At 44.4% G+C, this 19,189-nt stretch carries 10 protein-coding genes; 2 read left to right on the top strand and 8 right to left on the bottom strand.

All coding sequences use genetic code 11. From position 1 onward, the window contains the following. Positions 1-289: 289 nt before the first annotated feature. The gene (locus tag FKX85_RS13105; RefSeq protein ID WP_141615155.1) at positions 290-4,345 is read left to right on the top strand and encodes a two-component regulator propeller domain-containing protein; all 4,056 of its coding nucleotides are present in this window, start codon (positions 290-292) and stop codon (positions 4,343-4,345) included. A 296-nt stretch (positions 4,346-4,641) separates the two neighbouring features. Here FKX85_RS13105 and FKX85_RS13100 read toward each other — a convergent pair whose 3' ends face one another. From FKX85_RS13100 to FKX85_RS13065, 8 genes are all read right to left on the bottom strand, one after another. Continuing rightward, positions 4,642-5,802 carry a glycoside hydrolase family 43 protein gene (locus FKX85_RS13100; protein WP_141615154.1) on the bottom strand — a complete coding sequence of 387 codons (1,161 nt, stop codon included), beginning with the start codon at positions 5,800-5,802 and terminating at the stop codon, positions 4,642-4,644. Between the two features lie 1,004 nt (positions 5,803-6,806). Continuing rightward, positions 6,807-8,369 carry an N-acyl-D-amino-acid deacylase family protein gene (locus FKX85_RS13095; RefSeq protein ID WP_141615153.1) on the bottom strand — a complete coding sequence of 521 codons (1,563 nt, stop codon included), beginning with the start codon at positions 8,367-8,369 and terminating at the stop codon, positions 6,807-6,809. Continuing rightward, positions 8,359-9,888 (bottom strand): glutamate racemase, encoded by a 1,530-nt coding sequence (locus FKX85_RS13090; RefSeq protein WP_141615152.1) that lies wholly within the window; start codon positions 9,886-9,888, stop codon positions 8,359-8,361. The genes FKX85_RS13095 and FKX85_RS13090 overlap by 11 nt, the downstream gene beginning before the upstream one ends. 11 nt (positions 9,889-9,899) lie before the next feature. Continuing rightward, positions 9,900-11,183 (bottom strand): serine hydrolase domain-containing protein, encoded by a 1,284-nt coding sequence (locus tag FKX85_RS13085; protein ID WP_141615151.1) that lies wholly within the window; start codon positions 11,181-11,183, stop codon positions 9,900-9,902. A 229-nt stretch (positions 11,184-11,412) separates the two neighbouring features. Next, the gene (locus FKX85_RS13080; protein WP_141615150.1) at positions 11,413-12,825 is read right to left on the bottom strand and encodes a RagB/SusD family nutrient uptake outer membrane protein; all 1,413 of its coding nucleotides are present in this window, start codon (positions 12,823-12,825) and stop codon (positions 11,413-11,415) included. 12 nt (positions 12,826-12,837) lie between these two features. After that, entirely contained in the window at positions 12,838-16,182 is a 3,345-nt protein-coding gene (locus tag FKX85_RS13075) for a SusC/RagA family TonB-linked outer membrane protein (RefSeq protein WP_141615149.1), read from the bottom strand. A gap of 19 nt (positions 16,183-16,201) precedes the next feature. Beyond that, positions 16,202-17,191: a FecR family protein gene (locus FKX85_RS13070; protein WP_141615148.1), complete on the bottom strand. Its 990-nt coding sequence runs from the start codon at positions 17,189-17,191 to the stop codon at positions 16,202-16,204. Between the two features lie 193 nt (positions 17,192-17,384). Then, on the bottom strand, positions 17,385-17,981 hold the full coding sequence (locus FKX85_RS13065) for an RNA polymerase sigma factor (protein WP_141615147.1): 597 nt from the start codon (positions 17,979-17,981) through the stop codon (positions 17,385-17,387). A 394-nt stretch (positions 17,982-18,375) separates the two neighbouring features. Here FKX85_RS13065 and FKX85_RS13060 point away from each other — a divergent pair, with 394 nt between their 5' ends. Then, positions 18,376-18,951 carry a hypothetical protein gene (locus FKX85_RS13060; protein ID WP_229239621.1) on the top strand — a complete coding sequence of 192 codons (576 nt, stop codon included), beginning with the start codon at positions 18,376-18,378 and terminating at the stop codon, positions 18,949-18,951. Positions 18,952-19,189 lie beyond the last annotated feature (238 nt).

Below are 19,189 nucleotides of genomic sequence, written 5' to 3'. Positions count from 1 at the left end.
CTTTGTCATCTCGCCGCGGAAAGGGCTCATTCGTTAAGGCCTCTGTAAAAGAAATCCCTCCTTCGCCTGTCGGCTTTGGTAGATCGGTATGATGGTTATACTGGATTCGTGATTCTACAAACCTCAGTTTTCTAAAGCAGGACAAAGGCCATTAATGAAAAAAATCAGTCAACAACCAGAAAAATTCCGTCAAATTATGTTTCCAAAATGTAATTTTTCAATACGCTTAACTTCTGGTCAATGGCTTTTTAGTACATTTATCCACCGAATAAACCCAGAAAGGTCAATCATGCGATCATTTATCAAAATCACTCCACTATTTCTAGTATTCTGTGCAGGACTCATCCTGCAAGGCTATGCCCAAAACCAAGATTATTATTTTGAGCATATCACCATGGAGGATGGCCTATCGGGAAGTACGGTATTTTCCATCCTTCAAGACCAACAGGGATTTATGTGGTTTGGCACCAAAAATGGGCTCAATCGTTACGACGGACATAATTTTAAGGTATTTAGCGCTGAAGCAAGTAGTGGATCAGGGCTAGGTGATAATTTCATTTATGGGCTGTTTGAAGACAGCCAGGGGAACATTTGGGTGGGGACTGCTCACGGAATGTACACCTATGATTCATCTACTGAGCGATTTCAGCATTTTGACAAAATTTCCAATCAGGGCAACCAGATTGACGGGACAGTGGGTGAAATAACCGAAGACCTTGACGGCAATATCTATTTTGCCGTCAACAGCAGAGGACTTTTTCGATATAATCTGGAAAGGGATTCTCTGTACCAGTACCAAGAAATCAGCAAAACCAATATTAGCCTTCACGACAATAACACTACCAATGTTTTGGTGGATGAAAAAGGTGACGTGTGGGTAGCCAATTCAAGGTTTGGTGTCCACAAATTTCTTCCTGAATCGGGTAAATTCCAGCAATACCTAAGCCATCCTGAAGTGATAAAAGCCGCTGTGCTACAAATGGAAGATCACGGCAGCAATATACTACTGGGCACCAAGGATCTTGGAATTTGGGTCATGGAAAAAAACAGTGGCAAAGTCACTCCTCTTCTTACCAAAGCTCCGAATGGAAAGAACCTTTTCATAAGGGATCTCTGTAAAATTTCCAATAATGAACTGTGGATCGCCACTGAATCAGGGCTTTTCATCTATGACCTCGAAAAAAATAAATTCAAACATTTTAAGGAAAACCTAAACGACCCCTATTCCATTTCGGACAATGCCGTGTACTGTATCGATCGGGATATTGAAGGAGGAATGTGGATAGGTACTTATTTTGGAGGAGTGAATTTCCTTCCCAATCATCCCACCAAGTTTAAAAAGCACTATCCCATCCCCAACTCCAACACCATCAGCGGACAACGTGTCAGGGAATTTGAAGAAGATGAAAACGGTGCTATTTGGATAGGCACAGAAGATGCGGGGCTGAACCACTACAATCCCAAAACAGATACCTATACCCACTATCTCCCTGACAATACAACCAATAGTCTTTCTTACCATAACGTCCATGGACTGGCGAGAAAAGCTGATGAGCTTTGGGTGGGTACTGTAACGTTTGCTGTCGGCCTAAACCGCATAGACCTCAATACCAACAAGGTAGAGAACTTCAGGATCAAAAGTGACCTGAATACACCTGATGATAATGAAATACACAGCCTTCTTGTGGACAGCAACAAACAAGTATGGTTAGGAACCGTCGTGGGACTTTTAAAGCTCAATGAAAAAGACCATACCGTGAATTTCGTCGATGAAATCGGGAACCGCTTTATTTATGACATGATCGAAGATCATGAAGGTAATTTATGGATAGGCACCTATTCCAATGGGCTGATCCGCTATAACCCCGGGACTGGAAATATAAAGACATTCCGACCGGATCCCAATAATCCCAATTCCTTGCCCCATTATTCTGTAATCAATATTTTTGAGGATAGCCAAAACAGGATATGGATCGCTACGGAAGGAGGCGGATTTTGTATTTACAATGAAAAAAGTGACGACTTTACTGTCTTTAACACCGATAATGGCTTTCCTTCCAACAGTATATACAAAATATTGGAAGATATCTCGGGTCATCTATGGATCACTTGTAGCCGTGGGCTGTTGGAATTTAACCCCCAAACCACCGAATATCGTTTATTTACCAAGGATAACGGTCTGATGCCATACCCATTCAACTATAAAAGTGGTTATCAGGCAAAGGATGGCACTTTATATTTTGGATGTCTCAATGGCTTTATTTCCTTTGACCCAAGGGAATTCGAACCGTATGAATACGATCCACCAGTAGTCATTACTGGTATTCAAATCTTCAATACCCCTGTGCCCATCGGGGGGGAAGACCCTATTCTTAATTCCTCTATCACCAAAACTTCAGCAATCACACTTCAGCATAACCAGTCTTCTTTGAGCTTCGATTTTGCAGCGCTAAGCTATACGGCATCGGACGCGCTACCCTATGCCTATAAAATGGAGGGCTTCGACAAAAACTGGACATACCTACCCCAAAACCAACGCATCAACTATTCCTATTTGCCACCTGGTGACTATACCCTTAAAGTCAAAACAGCTGATATTTTTGGGGAATGGAGCAATCGCGAAGCTACACTTCAGATCACCATACTTCCACCTTTCTGGAAAACCAACTGGGCATATATGCTGTACGTGGTACTCATTGGTATAATGTTATACCTTATTCTAAAATTCTACAAAGATCGTATCCATCGTCGACAAGCCGCCGCATTCAAGCGCCTGGAAGATGAAAAACAACGAGAGGTCTATCAATCCAAAATTGAATTCTTTACCAATATCACTCATGAAATCAGAACTCCGCTGACCCTGATCAAAGGCCCTTTGGAAAGTATTCTCAAAAAGGAAAACTCTATCAGCCCCGCTGTCAAAGAAAGCCTTTGGATCATGAACAAAAACACCAACAGGCTGATCGAACTGAGCAATGAACTATTGGATTTCAGGAAAACGGAGAAAAAAGGGTTTACCCTGAATTTCACCAGAAGTGAAATAGGGAAATTGTTGGAAGATATTTATATACGCTTTAAAGGCAGCGCAGAGCAGCAGTACATCAACTTCCACTTTATAAAGAGAGAAGAACCTTTCTTTGCGGACATTGACCGGGAAGCTTTCACCAAAATAATCAGTAACCTCCTCTCCAATGCCATCAAAAATGCGGAAAGCACGGCACAACTGGAAACGGTCATTTCTCCTGTTGATGCCCATTTCAAAGTGATTGTAAGCAATGATGGAAACCTCATAAGTCCGGAGAACCGAGAAAAAATCTTTGAGCCGTTTTTCCAGGTTGATGGTGAGCCCCATAAACACAACTCCTCCGGCACTGGTCTTGGGCTTCCCCTTGCAAGGTCCCTAGCCGAGATGCATGATGGCACTCTTCTGGTAGACCCTGGCAACCCAAAAAACAGAAATAACTTTGTACTGGAACTGCCAGTAAAACAAAAAAACACCATAAAAATAACAGAAACTCCTACTGGAGACCATGATCTGTACGAAGAGAAAAAAGCACAAAAACAACCCAAATCCTCCTCATCAAAAGGAGCTATTCTTATCGTGGAAGACAATAAGGAGTTGCAGAAGTTCATCTATGACCAGTTGAAAGAGGAATACCATATTTACCGCGCAGAAAACGGACAAGAAGGTATCCAGCAGTTAAAAGAAAAACCGATCGACCTGGTCATTACCGATGTGATGATGCCCGTCATGGATGGATTTACCTTCTGTGACACCGTCAAGTCCGATATCAACTACAGCCACATCCCCGTCATCATGCTGACGGCAAAAAACACTTTACAATCAAAAATCGAAGGCATGGAAATGGGTGCAGATGTGTACCTCGAAAAGCCCTTCAGCATTGATCATTTGAATTTACAGATCAAAAACCTCCTCCATTATCGGGACCAGGTACGACAAGCCTTTGCCAACCAACCCATGGTCAATGTGGAGACCATCGCCCATACCCGTGCAGATGAAGAATTCCTGTCCCAAGCCAACGAAGCCATACTCAAAAACCTTAGCAATGAACGTTTTGGTGTCAATGAACTGGCCGACATCCTCTGCATGAGCCAATCCAGCCTACTACGCAAAATCAAAGGGGTTTCGAAAATGACCCCAAACGGCTACATCCGACTGGTAAGACTGAAAAAAGCCGCCGAAATGCTCCAGAATGGACAATATACCGTGACAGAGATCAGTGAAAAAGTGGGCTTCAATTCACCTTCATACTTCTCCAAATGCTTCCAAAAGCAATTTGGAGAGCTGCCCAAGGATTTTAGCAAAAGCGCTGAAACGCTCTAGGGCATCAATATAATTTGCCAAACAGACTTCGTAACCTCAGTTCGGTTTATGCAATTCGATAAAAAAGGTTACTAGGGCATTGCCCAATCAGAACGCTTTCGGCACGAGCCAATGTATCCCAGGCAAGCCTGCTTGGGATACATTGTGTAATGGAAAGGGTGCAGCAGCTCGTCGTGGTCGTGGCTCTCCCCTATTTGTCCAGTTTTAAGCCCAGCTCCAAAAGCCCCCTCCGAACCTCCCCGCCGCGGCGGGGAGGAAGTGTCTCACATCTCAATGCTCACGTCTAAATACTTATCCTATTTTTTAAGAGGCATTGGCTGGGGACTGTTCGTGGGGCCATGTACGACCAAGGTTCCATCCTCCTTGATTTCCATCTTGTCCAGGAACACTACCCTATCCTGACCGGATTCCTTGGTACGTCCATGGTAAACACAGAACATCTCTCCATTTTCCAAAAAGACGATGTTGTTATGTCCAGTTCCGGTAACCTCTCCCCCCTTGTGGGTATTGAGTTCCAGCACTGGATTATTACTTGCCTTGGTAAATGGTCCCAAGGGACTTTTACCTGTAGCATAGCCCACTGCATAATTTTGGCCCGCATAGTAATTACTGGAATACATGATGTAATACGTGTCTTCATGCTTGAAAATCACCGAACCTTCTGTCCACCGTCGGTTGATCTCATGCTTGGTCACAGACCGACTCTCCCACTCAGCTTGTGCATCATCCATTTTTAATGGTGGCCTCAAACATAAAACCGGATCGCCAATTACCCCTGAAAAATCAGGCTTCAGCTCCACCCCATATACCCAGCTCTCCTCTATTTCATCATACCAGCCCTTTTCTCTCGCCCAATCGGCCACTTCGCTTTCCACAGGATGCTTGTAACAAGCCCTAGAATAATAAAGGTAATATTTACCATCTTCCTCATACACATTGGCATCTATGATAGGATAGCCAGGATCAAAGATCGGGCGGTCATGCATTTCCTTAAAAGGACCTGTCGGACTATCTGCTACCGCCACACCGATCATAAAATTCTCCTCTTCATTAGTGGGATTCACTTTCCATTGGGCGCTGAAGAACATGTAGTATTTTCCATCCATCTTATAAACTTCCGGTGCCCAAAAAAATTTGGAAGCCCAGGAATCAGCAGTGTTTCCGCGATAGACTTGGCCTTCAAATTTCCAGTCTACCAGATCATCCGAAGAATAAGCCGCAAAACCATCTTCAGCACCACCACCTGTTCCATACATATAATATTTACCATTGCCATCATTTAGAATATAGGGATCCCCGAAGGCGACCTCCAGTGGATTGCTATAAGTACTTTCTTCATTTGGTGGTTCCTTAGTGGATGTTTTTTCTTCTTTTTGGGAATTACAAGAAAAAAGAAAAGTAATAGCCACAAGGAAAAGAACCTGTGTGAACCACTGGTCAAATGGGTAATGCTTCATAATTATTTTCAGTAATTGACAATAGCCAAAAGTAGTCGATTTATTGATTTCCTCCACAAAAATATCCGCCAACTATTCGTACTTTTCCACCTTATATAAGAGAAAATATAGGATCAAGCCCTATTTCTGAGGAGCAGGTTAAGGTTTTCATTCATTTGGTATGTCGCCACGAAGTCGCCAAGACACGAAGTGTTTTGTAGGCGGATTCCAAATTTCATGGAAAACAAACAGCTTTGGGTCTTAGAATCTTTGTGGCAAAAAAACAAAAAAGAAATCCTATTAAAATAAAGGGATTCATGCCCTCAACTTTTTCGCTTGCCTCCTTTTTAGCACATTTTGAGGACCAAGCAATATTTCTGGAAGATGAGAGATTTCCAGGTGGTTTTGGTAAGCATATTTCTCTTTAATTTAGCAATAGTAATGCGTGCTCCAGTATAAAAAAATCAGCATAAATCTTATTAATCTGCATCATCTGCGTGCTATCGAAACCAACCCTAATCCCCCCAACTTTTCCGCTTGATCCAAAACAAACAGCCTTGGGTCTTAGAGCCTCTGTGGCAAAAAAAAAGCTATGAAAACAATCTCATAGCTTTAGTCAATTAACAATAAACCCAAAATAACCTGCTGTAGGAGAAGGACTCGAACCTCCACGGGGCAGTTAGGCAAAACACGAGCTCGATATTTGCTTTATCCCAGATCCCCACCCCCGAGACAGGGGGGCATGTCTGCCAATTTCATCACCCTACAGTATCTAAAAGACCTTTTGTCCTTTCCTTATGATGTAAAGGTAACAACACTCGTTCTATTTTACAAATATTTCAACAAAATAATCTAAATATTTTCTATTTCACATCAAAAATCAATTTCAGTTACCTATTTGGAAAACCTAACTTTTCAGATCTCCTACTCGATAGTGGCTACTTTCGAGTGCTAAGAAGGGATTACAAATTCCCCTTAGCACTAAAGACCTACCTTGATACTTAACTAAGTACTTCATACTTCTATCACTTTCTCAACGCCTTACCTGCCAATTTCCCCGTGTATTTTCCATCATCGATCACCAACACCCCATTAACCCAAACGAAGTCCATTCCTTGTGCTTCCTTGTAAGGATGCTCAAATGTGGCCTTATCCTTCACCTTCTCCGGGTCAAAGGCAATCAAATCAGCGAAGTATCCTTCTTTTACATATCCTCTTTCCTTCACACCAAAAGTCTCAGCCGTAAGCCCTGAGGAGCTATGGACCATAAAGGACAGGTCGATGACCTTATCTTCCTCCACATACTTGTGCATTTTACGGGAAAAGGTACCAAATTGCCTCGGGTGTCCCGCACCACCATCAGAACCTGTCATCACCCAGGGCTGCTGCATGAATCGCTCCAAATCGCTCTCTTTCATATTAAAGGAAATCACTTTGATGCCTCCATCTTTTCTGAGGATTTCCATAGTGGCCTGTGGCAAGGTCATTTTCAGCTTCTTGGACATTTCACCTAAGCTCTTTCCATTCATGGTTTCCTCCACGGCATCGGAAAATATCAGCGATTCGGGGCCGCCCCTTTTGCGGAGATTCTCGGTAATACCAGCCACCAAAGTGTCCTGCAAAGCTGGGTTATCAAACCGCTCCACCATTTTTTCATACCCTCCATCCTCTGCCCATCTGGGCACCAAAGCGGCCTTTAGTGAAGTCCTCGAGGCCAAGTAGGGATATTGGTTTGCCGTCACCTGAAGGCCTTGCTGCCTTGCGTTCTCTATCAGCCTGATTACCTCATGGCTCTTATCCCACACATCCGTACCAAGACATTTGATATGGGAAATGTGCACACCTACTCCTGACTTTTCTCCAATGTCAATGGTTTCCCTGACAGCATTCATCAGGCCGATATTGTAAGATCCTTCATCTCGCATATGGGTATCATAAATCCCATTATGCTTGGCCACGACTTTGGACAGAGCAATTACCTCCTCCATATTTGCAAAACTTCCCGGAGCATAAAAAAGACCTGTAGAAATTCCAAATGCGCCCTCTTCCATGGACTTATTGACCACTTCTTCCATTTCCTTAAGCTCTTTTGGGTTGGCTTCTTTGGCCTCCATTCCCATGACCACCCTTCTTACCGATCCATGGCCGACGAGCAGGGCTGCATTAGTACCGATACCATCTCTTTCCCACTCGTCCAGTTTTCGCTTGATGGGCATTGAGCTACTGCCATCATTGCCTGCAAAGACCGTAGTCACTCCCTGTCTGAGATAGCGTAGGTTAGCTTTTTGCTCAGGATTTGACAGCTCTCGCTCCACATGGGTATGCGGATCGATAAATCCCGGTGCCAGGTATAATCCTGCAATATCAATTGTCTGATGACTGGAAATTTCATGCTCCCCGGGAGCTCCAACATAACTGATTCGGTCATCTGTAATCCCCACTTCCATGCGTTCTGCCGGAGAATCGCTCCCGTCAAATACCATCCCACCGGTAATCAACACGTCCACCTCCACCATTGGTTTGCATGAAGCCATCAGCCAAAAAAACAGCGGCAGGACCCAGCGTCTACTTCCCTTCCTATTCTCCATGGTGACTCAGTACTTTCTCTTTCGAATTTAACCCTGGTATCAACTGAAAAGTCGCTGGGATCGCACCTGAAAGCCGATCAATGGTCTCCTTCGGAATGTTGGACGGGGCAAAAGGCACCACTTTCACATATTCCTGGATTTCCCCGGCACTCCTTCCATACTTATACTCATATGGGAAGCGACCGTTTTCGTCTGTGGTCACTTTAGGATTATCAGTATTGGGAACACTGATGAAAAACCGGCTTTTGTACATATCGCCTGTAGGATTGAAAAGGTCATTTTCTTGCAGATAAGCATACAGTTCCTCCGCTACTTTTACCGCTGGATCAATAATGGCGATATCCTCACTCATAAAATCCCGGTAGATAAACTCCCCGTTCTTTTCATAATCATAAAGTTCTCCCAAAACCATCTCGATGTCTGAGGTCAAGTAAGGATAATGGGTGCAGCCCAATACAATGGCCTTCAGTGGCAAGGCTTCTGGATCCTTTCTGATCTTTTCCATTAAAGAAACCAGGTGGTATCGCACATAGTTTTCAGTATCGTTCAACTGCAGCACAGTACAATCATCCGTGTCTCTGGCATCACAAAGCATCTTAGAATGGTCAAAATCAAAATTATAGATATCCAGTAAGGACCTGTCAATTTTAAACTCCGGATTGTCCAGTGAAGGGCCCCGATAGCTATCTCTTGGCTTGCTGGCATCACGGTTAATGAAATCCGGCTCTTCATCCACCGCTTCTGCTATACCATGCCCACCTTGATTGTAAATACGGATTTTCCCAGTATATCCTTGCTCCTCTTTGATTCTTACAATGGTATTTTCATAGCCCTTCGAAGCTACCGTACCCACTGTCGCCATCACACCAATAGATCCATTCCCTGATTGGTCAAAAACCTGCAGGACTCCCCTGGCACCTGCATCGATCACACCAATCACATGCACATTTATGCCCGCCTTTTCGATAAACTGATCGATCAGTTCCTTTCCATAGGCTGTAGCAGTATTGCAGGCGATCACAAGGGTTTTGACCGGGGATTTGTCTTGGCTATAGTTTTTGGCCTTGGCCTCTTTATAGTACTTATCGGAAAGCAAAAACTGGGTGTCCTTGATAATATGCTCCACCAATAAATCGGTTTTTCCCTCACTTGAATAATTGCCATAGGGCATATTGGCCTGATCGGCCAAATAGATAAACGTTTCCTTATCAAAATCCGGCTCCCCATCAGCCCCGGTGGCCTTATTATTATTCTGATGCCCATCATACTGTACGATCGCATCCAATACCGTAAGTCCTCCCGTACCCGAATCGAAAACTCCAATGGGCAGTCCTTTGTCCATTTCTGGATATTGCCCAAAGTCCACATAATAAAAACTCTCTCGCTGCTCCAAAATGGCTTTTTCGATCGGCAGGTTATCGAGAACCTCCACCGATTCATTTTTCTCCACTTTTCCTTGGCCACAACTGATCAAAAAAGGAATGGCCCATATGCAGATTCCTATTTTCCGGTATAACATGCTATGCGTGGTTAATGGTTAATGGTGTCTTTAATTTCCTCTATTTCTTCCGCCGTAAAGCTATACTCATCCAAATTAAGCCCTTCGAGCCAACTTCCTCCCTCAAATCCTTGCTGACAGGAAAGTTTGGAAAACCGGTCTTTTAATGACGGATAAATAGGCGTCATTTCACGCGCAGTGACGATTGCATCTACGGCGTTTCTGATTTCTTTCATATAAGGGCTATTGGTATTGTTCAGGAGGATTATAGTACTTTTCACCTCCCTAAACCGTTTAATATAGCTCAGATTACCTGCCCAGCTCCCGGTATGGTAGCTCACCGCTCCTACTTTGTCATCTTCATAATTATGCCAACCAAAACCATAATCGGTGTCCACCCCTTCATATTCCACTGGCGTAAACATGGATTCCTTACTTCCCTGCGAAAGAAAATCATTCGTATAGAGCAACCGGTCCCATCGTAAAAGATCCTCTACATTAACTGAAAGCCTCCCTGGCCCCAATCGATCACTAAGGAAAAAGTAATAGGCTTTGCCCGGCAAATGCTCAGGCCGGATATATCGGCAAGAATCCGTAGACCACCTGAAAGAAGGGGCGTAGTTTTTCAAATCATAGATTTCGGACCGCTGGTAAAACCCAGCATTCTGAAATGCAAAAGGCTTAAAAAGCTGCTCTTCAAGGTAATCATCCAAGGGCATGCCTGATGCGTTTTCGACGATTTCTGCCAGCAGTACGTAGCCAGTGTTACTATAATCATAGTCTGTTCCCGGAGCAAATTTCACAGGAGGCTGATGTTTTATGAAATAAGCAACGATGTCCTTGTTGTTTGCCAACTGATTTTTGGGCCAATGATCAATGAAATAGGTGGTATAATCAGGCACTCCAGCTGTATGGCTCAAGAGATGCTTGATGGAAATGCCCTCATAGGGAAACCCCGCTGGCAGGTAAGCCCGGATATCATCCGTTATGGATAGTTTGTGCTCTTGGGCAAGGTGCATGATTGCGGACGCGGTAAACTGTTTGGACACGGAGGCCACTTCCATGGCGGTACCGGTTCCGAAAGCACTGCTGTCCTCCAAATTGGCCAGCCCATACGCCTTCTTGAAGATCAACTCCCCTTCATCCACTACCGCCACGGCACCATTATACAGGCCTTCAGCATATAAATAGTGGAATAGACTGTCCAACTGTTCAGCCTTGGGATTGCCCTCTTGAAAAACCACCTTACTCCTTTGGCATGCCAGTGTGACTGAGAGTAATCCCACTATGACCAGGATCATGTATTTTTTATTCATCAATTGATCTATTTTTCCGTGTTCCACCCGCATGTAATGCCGTTTAGTTAACGTATGTCCCCGATAGTGATGTGGGGCAGGCTATCCAGACGACAAATCGTGACAGGCTACTCGTCGGCATGACAGCTTGGTCACTGTCTGCTCTTATCCAAACGGCATTGAACCCGGGTCCATATAAAACAAACGAGGGAATATGAGTACTCCCTCGCCTGAAGCCTCATCAGGTTAATTAATAACCGTCATTTTGGGGCACTATATTCGGGTTTGCATTCAGCTCTGACAATGGAATGGGCAGGATAAACCGATCATTCGGATAGGAAGCTGCGATCACCTCTTCCCCTTGATCGATATTAACGTCCATCTTATTACGGTTAAGGTCAAACAAGCGATGACCTTCAAAAGCCAGTTCCTTTCTGCGTTCTTCCAGAATACTAATGAGCAGTTCCTCGCCACTGGCCGCTACTGGTGCAGCTTCGGGGTCCCTGGTCTGCCGGATGGTATTCAGGTCTTGAAGCGCGAGTGCTGGCTGATTGGTTTTGGCATAAGCCTCTGCCCTGATCAAGTATAATTCTGCCAACCGAAGGATCTTCACATTGTCATCCTGTAAGGCCCCTTGGGGGAATTTCATCACAAACAAGGCATCATCTTCAGCCCCATTTTTAGGTTTTCTGACAATGGCTGTTTTTCGTGCATCCGAATCTTCATACAGCCCAAACAGCTCTTCTGTGACCAACGCATCAGCATACCCTTCCTCAGCAAAGAAATGTCCCAATCCGTTGGTTCCTGCATTATCTGCTAAGGTGTTGACAATTTCGAAGATGATTTCCGAGTTATAGTCCGGTGCCCATATGGAGCTGTAATTATCTGCTGACAACAACTCGTAATCACCACTTTCGATCACCTCGGTGGCATTTTGGGCGGCCAGGTCATATTGCGCTGTATAAAGATACACTCTAGAAAGCAAAGTCTTGGCAGCATTGACAGAAAATGTTCCATTTGCGCTACCTCTGCTCATTAGGCTGATGGATTTGTCCAAATCCGCAATGATCAAGTCAAAATCCTCTTTTACACTATTCCTGGCCGGAGAAATAGGATCATCCCCGATGCTGGCGATTACCGGCACACCAAGATGGCTGGCATCAGCAGTAAAATTATACGGCTGGGCAAAGAACCGTGTCAAGTCAAAATGCCCCAAGGCCCGCAAAGCATAAGCCTCTCCGATCAATTGGTTAGCGGTGCTCTGCTGATCACCGGTAACCTCCAAGGCCTCACCGCCCTGGATGGCACGGGTGGCATTGATCACTACTTCATAGGAAGTATTCCAGAGATCTTCTGCATAGGAATCCTGCTCACGAACGATAAAGTTATGATAATCCAAATACCTCCCAGTGTTCCTAAGGCTTAGGTAGAGGTTATCGGCCATCAGTTCTGGAATAATGTACACCGAGCGACCATAATATCCATCATCCTGAAGCTTGCTATATACTCCGTTCATCGCTGTCTGAAGGGTATTCACATCGGTCACTGCATTATTGGTAGACACGCTTTGCTCTGGATCAATCTCAAGAAAGGACTCGCTACAGGAAGACAAACTTCCCGTCATCATTGTCCCGGCTATGATATATAAGTGTAATTTTTTCATGGTTTGAGTGGTTTAGAATGAAAAGTCAATACCCAATAAATACTGCCTGGATGTAGGGATTCTAAGGTCTGTCATCCCGGCAATACCTACCTCTGGATCAGACTCCAGATTCTTGTCCTTTACCCAAGTCCATACATTATTGCCTCTCAGGTAGATCCTAGCATTGCTGATTTTTAATTTGCTCAGCAAAGAATTGGGGAGGTTATAAGAAAGGGTCACATCCCTGAGACGGAGATAGGTGCCATCATACAGAAAGCGAGTGGAATGCTGGCTTGAGCTTCCCGACTGGGTATTTCCCCATACTACCTTAGGTACATCTGTCATATCTCCCGGTTCCTGCCACCTGCGCTCATAGATCTTTCTGCTCATGTTTCCACGATCATTGAGCTGGGCACTTCCATCACTGGCTACATACCTGCCCCAGTAATCATAGACCTTGTTGCCATAATTCAGGTAAAAGAGAAAAGACAGTCCGAATCCTTTGTAATTAAAGGTATTGTTCAAGCCGGCAAAGAACTTCGGTGAAGCATTTCCATGCTCGTATGGATCGGCATTTCCATAATCATTGGTAGTTTCGCTTTCGGAGCCATCGGTGTACCAGAGCGCATCGCCATTATTGGGATCTACGCCAGCATAACCGGGCATGTAGAACGTATAGAAATCTGCCCCTTCACGACGGATGTATTGCCCATCGACAATGTCCTCTCCATCCTTTAGTTTTACCACTTCATTTTTGTTTGTGGTCAAGTTGAAATCAGTGGTCCATTGGAGTCCATCGGGACGTTGGATATTCACAGCACTCAGGCTAAATTCCAGGCCTCTATTTTGCATTTCTCCGATATTTGCCATGTAACTGGTGATACCGTTTGTTCCGGAAATGGGCACATTCAGCAGCAAGTCTGAAGTCATTCTATTGTAATATTCAACCGTACCACTTAACCTTTCCAAAATCCTGAAATCCAAACCGATGTTCAAAGGCTTGTTTTTCTCCCAGGTCAGGTACGGGTTGGACTGTTGGGAGTAGGCATATCCTGGCAGGCCATTATAATCATTCCCGGTGTTATACAATCCCCGGGATTCAAAATCCCCTATCCCTTGGTTACCATTGATACCATAACTTCCCCGAAGCTTCAACTCATCCACGAAGCCCACATCGAAGAACTCCTCTTTATGAATATTCCAGCCTAAGCCCACGGAACCGAAGTTGGCATAGCGGACAGATGAACCGAACCGCGAAGATCCATCCCTTCTTCCTGTTACATTAAAGTAATACTTGTCAGAAAACGAATAATTCGCACTTAGGAAAAATGAGGTGATGGAAGAGGCTGTTTTTTCCGAAGAAGCATCTTTAAAAACAGAGGCATTCGCTAATGTGGTCAAGCCAGGAGCACCGTAATTACTGGCGTAAGCATACACCGAATTGGCGGATATTTTCTGCGCTTCCTGGCCCAGTGTAAAGGCAATACTGTTATTATCATCCATCACCCAGCGATATTTCAGGAGGTTGGTAACATTCCAATTGACCACGATATTGGTATAGGCACGACCACGGCCACCGTCATTCCTTCCCGCACCAAAGTAAGGATTATCATACTGAAATTCGTCAGCTAGGTTAAAGTCCAGGTTGGCTTTGGTTTCGAAGGAAAAGTTATCCATGATATCATACTTCAGTCCCACATTCCCCAGGGCATTGTACAGCCTGGTTTCTCTGATATTTTCATTGACCAGCCCTACGGGGTTGTAGGTCAAGAGTATGTCGGTATTATAACTACCATCTTCATTATAAACTGGCTCCCAGGGCACTTCCCTGAACATACTTCTCACCGGATTATTGGCACTTCCTGCTTCACTATTGGTATGCATCAGCTGTGTATTGGCCGCCAATCCAAAATCCAGGGTCAGCTTTTCGGTGGCCGCATGGCGCACATTCACTTTTGCGTTGAGCTTTTCATAGTCAATGCCAATGATGGGCGCTTCCTGATCATAATAGCCTATGGAAGAATAAAAATTGGTCTTCTCATTTCCTCCTGAAGCACTGATGTAATATTGTTGGTAGGTTCCGTCCCGGGAAATGACATCAAACCAATTGGTGTTGATATTTTGATCGATCCGGCTATAAATATAGTCCTCGGCCTCTTGCTGTGTATCTCCATAATTTACCCTGGATTCGACCAGCAATTCTGCCAGTTCCGGGGTGGACAGTGGTTTGTTTCGATCATCCAGCAGCACTTGGCTGGTACCGCGTTGCATGCTGACGTCAAATTTCGTCTTTCCCGATTTCCCTTGCTTGGTAGTAATAAGGATCACGCCATTTGCTCCTCTGGACCCATAGATCGAAGTGGCAGAGGCGTCCTTCAACACGGTCATTGATGCAATATCATTGGGGTTCAATCCTGCTATGGTATTAGAACTTGTGGCTATCTGGGAAATATTTCCTGCCACCACAGGAATTCCGTCCACTACGTATAAAGGATCTGAGCTGGCATTGATGGAGCCTACACCCCTGATGCGAATGTTTGGTGCATAGCCGGGCTGACCAGAAGCCGCCGCAGACTGTACCCCCGCAATATTCCCTTGCAAACTCTCCTGAAAAGATGCACGGGGAGCACCCTGCACTTTGTCCATTTTCACATCCACCGCTGCACCGGTAAAGGATGCTTTTGTCTGCTCGCCATAGGCGACGACTACCACTTCATCCAGGGACTGGACATCATTATCCATCACCACGTCCACGGTAGACTCTCCAACAGGAACGATGACTTCCTTCTTCTTATATCCAACGAAAGAGACCACGAGTGTCACCTGTCCATCCGGCACACTGAGAGCAAAACCACCATCCAGATCGGTTACGGTACCTTTGGTGGTGCCTTTGATCATAATGCTGACACCCGGCAATGTCTCTCCATCACTTGTACTGACAGTTCCGGAAATATTTCTAGCGATACTTTTGGATGTTTTGAGCGTTGAATTCTCAGGGCTTCTTCCCGCTGCCAGTGGCAATCCCGTTTTAGGTTCGCTAAGCTTAACAGTATAAAAATCCGCTTTTATACGACTAAATTCCAATTCAGGATTTTTGCTATTGATCATTTTTAGCGCCTCTCCAAAAGACAAGCCCTCGAGAAGTGTCTCGTCACCAAGAATGGCCTCTTGGCTGATCTCATCTTTATAGAGAAAAGACACGTCATATTTTTTCTCGACCACCTTAAGGAGGCTGGTCAGACTGACCGTTTTCATGGTCGTCAAGCGAGTATTTTCGATTTGGTAATTATAGGAGAGCGCCTCTTGCTGGAGCGAATTGGCCCATCCTAAATTCCCTATCAAAATGCACCCCATAATAGGTAAAAACTTTATTTTCATAAGTTTATGGGTTAAATGGTTAGTGAATCAATTTTATGATATTATCATCTCGGATGATTTTTACATCCAACAGACTTCGCAGTCCCTCCAGCAAGGTTTCCACATCCTTGGAAGGCACTACGCCTGTGAATTTCTCATTGAGTATCTCTGAATCATTGACTACGACGGTGAAACCATAATCATCCTTAAGAATTCTGGTAATTTCCTTAAGTGGTGTTTTATCGAAGACCAGTTCGTCATCTTTCCTGCTGGTATAAATTTCCGGCCTTACTTCTTTCTTGATCAGTAAGTCATGGTCCTGATCCATCTCTACCAGTTCCCCCGGCTCCATCATGATCTGATCTGCCCCGCTCCTGCTTTCCACATGAAGTGCTATTGCCCCTGTTTCCAGCACCACTCTTGATGCTGATTCACGGGCAGTAATGGTAAAGGTCGTGCCCAAAACCTGCACATCGAAGTTCTGTGCAGTCTTCACTGTGAATTTATTGGCAGCCTTATTCTTTACAACATCAAAATAACCCTCTCCCTCAAACCAAATTTCGCGGGGCTCGCCGATCTCCCAAACTTTGGCAAACTTCAGCTTACTATTTCCGCTCATGTGTACCATCGACCCATCTGGCAGACGAATATCAGCTGACTCTGCAAAGGCAGTCTGATACTCTTCATAAGAAGTCCATCCCTTAAGAACGTAGATCAATCCTCCCAACACCGCCAAGATCAGCGCGACGGAAGCTGCTAGGCGTAGTATGCCAAATCCCGGACGGTGCTTGACCATAGCCGGTCGCCTTTGCTGGGCTTCGGCACTTCTCAGAATATCCTCTGCGGACACCTTGGGCCTAAGCAATATCTTCTGTCCGTGGTCCAATGCCTTAAAATCTGCTTCCAATCGCCGGTTCAAATAGGCTTGCCCTTCAGGCGTAGCTAGCCATTCCAGGACCTTTTTGGCATCCCTTGGATTCAGGTGATTATTAAAATAATTTGATAACTGCTCTTCAGTAGGTCGTTTCATTGACTTTGAGTGTTTGGAAAGAATACACCCAAGTCTGTCACAAGTATTACCCTAGTGTTAAAAAAAGTTTAAAAAGCTATGAAATAGATGGAATGATTGGAAGGTTAGGAAGTTGGAAGGTTATTAGGATTGTCAACAATCGACATTGTACACCAAGCGAAGGCTCTTCTAAAACTAATCAGGAACTAATCAGCTATATCTCCCCTGTCGCAGCTACAGCAAGAGCCAGCACAGCATAATAGTTGGAGATAAATTCCCGAATGGCCCGCAGGGCCTTGGTGTATTGGGATTTGACGGTATTGACAGATAAATCCAAGGCTTCAGCCACTTCCTCATTGCTTTTCCCTTGGGCAGACTTTAGCAAAAAAACTTCCCTCCTACGCTCTGGAAGGGCCTTCACGGCCTCTTGGTAAACTTGATGGGTTTCATTGAAAATAACCTGTTCTTCGGTTTTATTGGAATAAGTGCTAGAGGCAGCATAGATCTCAAGATGCTTGAAAATCTTGCGCTTTTCATCCCGGATCAAATTGAGAATAATCCGCTTGGCAAAAGTTACGATCAGCGGTTTGATCGGCTGGGAACTATCTATATACGACCTATAGTTCCAGAGTTTCAGGAAAGTATCCTGTACCACGTCATTGGCCAAATCTTGTGACTTCAAGTACTTTAGTCCTATGTAATACACTTGGGGAGAATACTCTTCGAAAAGTACTGAGAAGGCTTGCTCATTCCCGTTGACAAGCTGCCCAAGGGTAATGTTTTCACTTTGATTAGGTTTTGAAAAGGACATAAATGCAATAGGGTGAGGATGATAATCTTCCTAAAGGTGTACAAAAAATCAGTTATTCGCAAAAACAGGGATCAATCCGCAGGGCAAATGCCTTTTAAAATTCAGTCCTTTGAGGATTGTTAAATCTAGCCAAACAATATGCAAGGGAATACATTTAACCTGGATTATCAATGTCGTTTAGTTAAGGATTTTTTTTTAATTTTTGGGTAAGCAAAGGGAGCGTAGTTTTTTTGAAAGAAATCTGACAACGAGAAAGTCCTTTTCCTTTTCGGAGGACTTTTTAAAACTATTAAAAAACAATATAGAAAATGGATTGACACGAGACAGGTTCCGTACGACTAACAAAGCATTTGTTCGCCAGCGGTGTTTGGGGTTTACTGATCTTATCTACTTTATGTTAGGTTTAGGTAAATCCAGTGTTCAGCAAGAGCTGGATGATTTTTTTTCGGATAAATTGGTCAGCTATTCCAAAGGAGCTTTCAGTCAGCAGCGATCCAAACTAAACCCCAAGGTGTTTACCTGGCTGAATGAAAAACAATGTTCTTTTTATTATAATAAAGCCAGCCATGTCCGTAGATGGAAAGGTTTTCGGCTTATAGGTATTGACGGCAGTACTCTGCAGCTTCCTTACAGTAAAGAACTGGCAAAAGGTTTTGGCCAGTTCGAAACCCGGACTGAAAACGGCAGAAAAGTAGTCCTGGCCCGTGTTTCCCAAGCCTACGATGTACTCAATCAAATCAGCATAGATGCCAAAATCAAGCATTACAGGACAAGTGAACTTTCTCTCTGTGAAAGTCACCTTCCCTGTCTGGGGCAGGGAGACCTGCTTATAATGGATCGGGCCTATGCGGCCTTTTGGCTCATGTCCTCATTGGTTCAGCAACAAAAATCTTTTGTCATCAGGGTAAAGGCAAACAGGTGGAAACAGGCAAAGGCAGACTTGTCTGGTGCCAAACAGGGCATAAGGTAGGATTTGCGGGAAAGAGCCACGGCAGTCTCCGCCTATATGAAATTGCCACGCCCTTTCCATTCCAAAAGGTCTCGCTATGACGTAGGAAAAAACGTCATTGCGAACGTAGCGATAGCGAGTGAAGCAATCTCGTTTTCTTAATACGGGATTGCCACGTCGCAGGCTCCTCGCTATGACGGATTGGTATCAATTTTATGGTCGAACTCAGGTAAATAGAAATTTGAAGTTTTTTATCCCA

The sequence above is a fragment of the Echinicola soli genome, assembly GCF_006575665.1.
GTDB classification, from domain to species: domain Bacteria; phylum Bacteroidota; class Bacteroidia; order Cytophagales; family Cyclobacteriaceae; genus Echinicola; species Echinicola soli.
This window is presented reverse-complemented; position numbering and strand designations above follow the sequence as displayed.

Bases quoted from the DNA above. Each gene is read 5' to 3' on its own strand.
- FKX85_RS13060 (WP_229239621.1), top strand. From the start codon at position 18,376: ATGTTAGGTTTAGGTAAATCCAGTGTTCAGCAAGAGCTGGATGATTTT.
- FKX85_RS13085 (WP_141615151.1), bottom strand. From the start codon at position 11,183: ATGAATAAAAAATACATGATCCTGGTCATAGTGGGATTACTCTCAGTC.
- FKX85_RS13105 (WP_141615155.1), top strand. From the start codon at position 290: ATGCGATCATTTATCAAAATCACTCCACTATTTCTAGTATTCTGTGCA.
- FKX85_RS13100 (WP_141615154.1), bottom strand. From the start codon at position 5,802: ATGAAGCATTACCCATTTGACCAGTGGTTCACACAGGTTCTTTTCCTT.
- FKX85_RS13080 (WP_141615150.1), bottom strand. From the start codon at position 12,825: ATGAAAAAATTACACTTATATATCATAGCCGGGACAATGATGACGGGA.
- FKX85_RS13070 (WP_141615148.1), bottom strand. From the start codon at position 17,191: ATGAAACGACCTACTGAAGAGCAGTTATCAAATTATTTTAATAATCAC.
- FKX85_RS13075 (WP_141615149.1), bottom strand. From the start codon at position 16,182: ATGAAAATAAAGTTTTTACCTATTATGGGGTGCATTTTGATAGGGAAT.
- FKX85_RS13090 (WP_141615152.1), bottom strand. From the start codon at position 9,888: ATGTTATACCGGAAAATAGGAATCTGCATATGGGCCATTCCTTTTTTG.
- FKX85_RS13065 (WP_141615147.1), bottom strand. From the start codon at position 17,981: ATGTCCTTTTCAAAACCTAATCAAAGTGAAAACATTACCCTTGGGCAG.
- FKX85_RS13095 (WP_141615153.1), bottom strand. From the start codon at position 8,369: ATGGAGAATAGGAAGGGAAGTAGACGCTGGGTCCTGCCGCTGTTTTTT.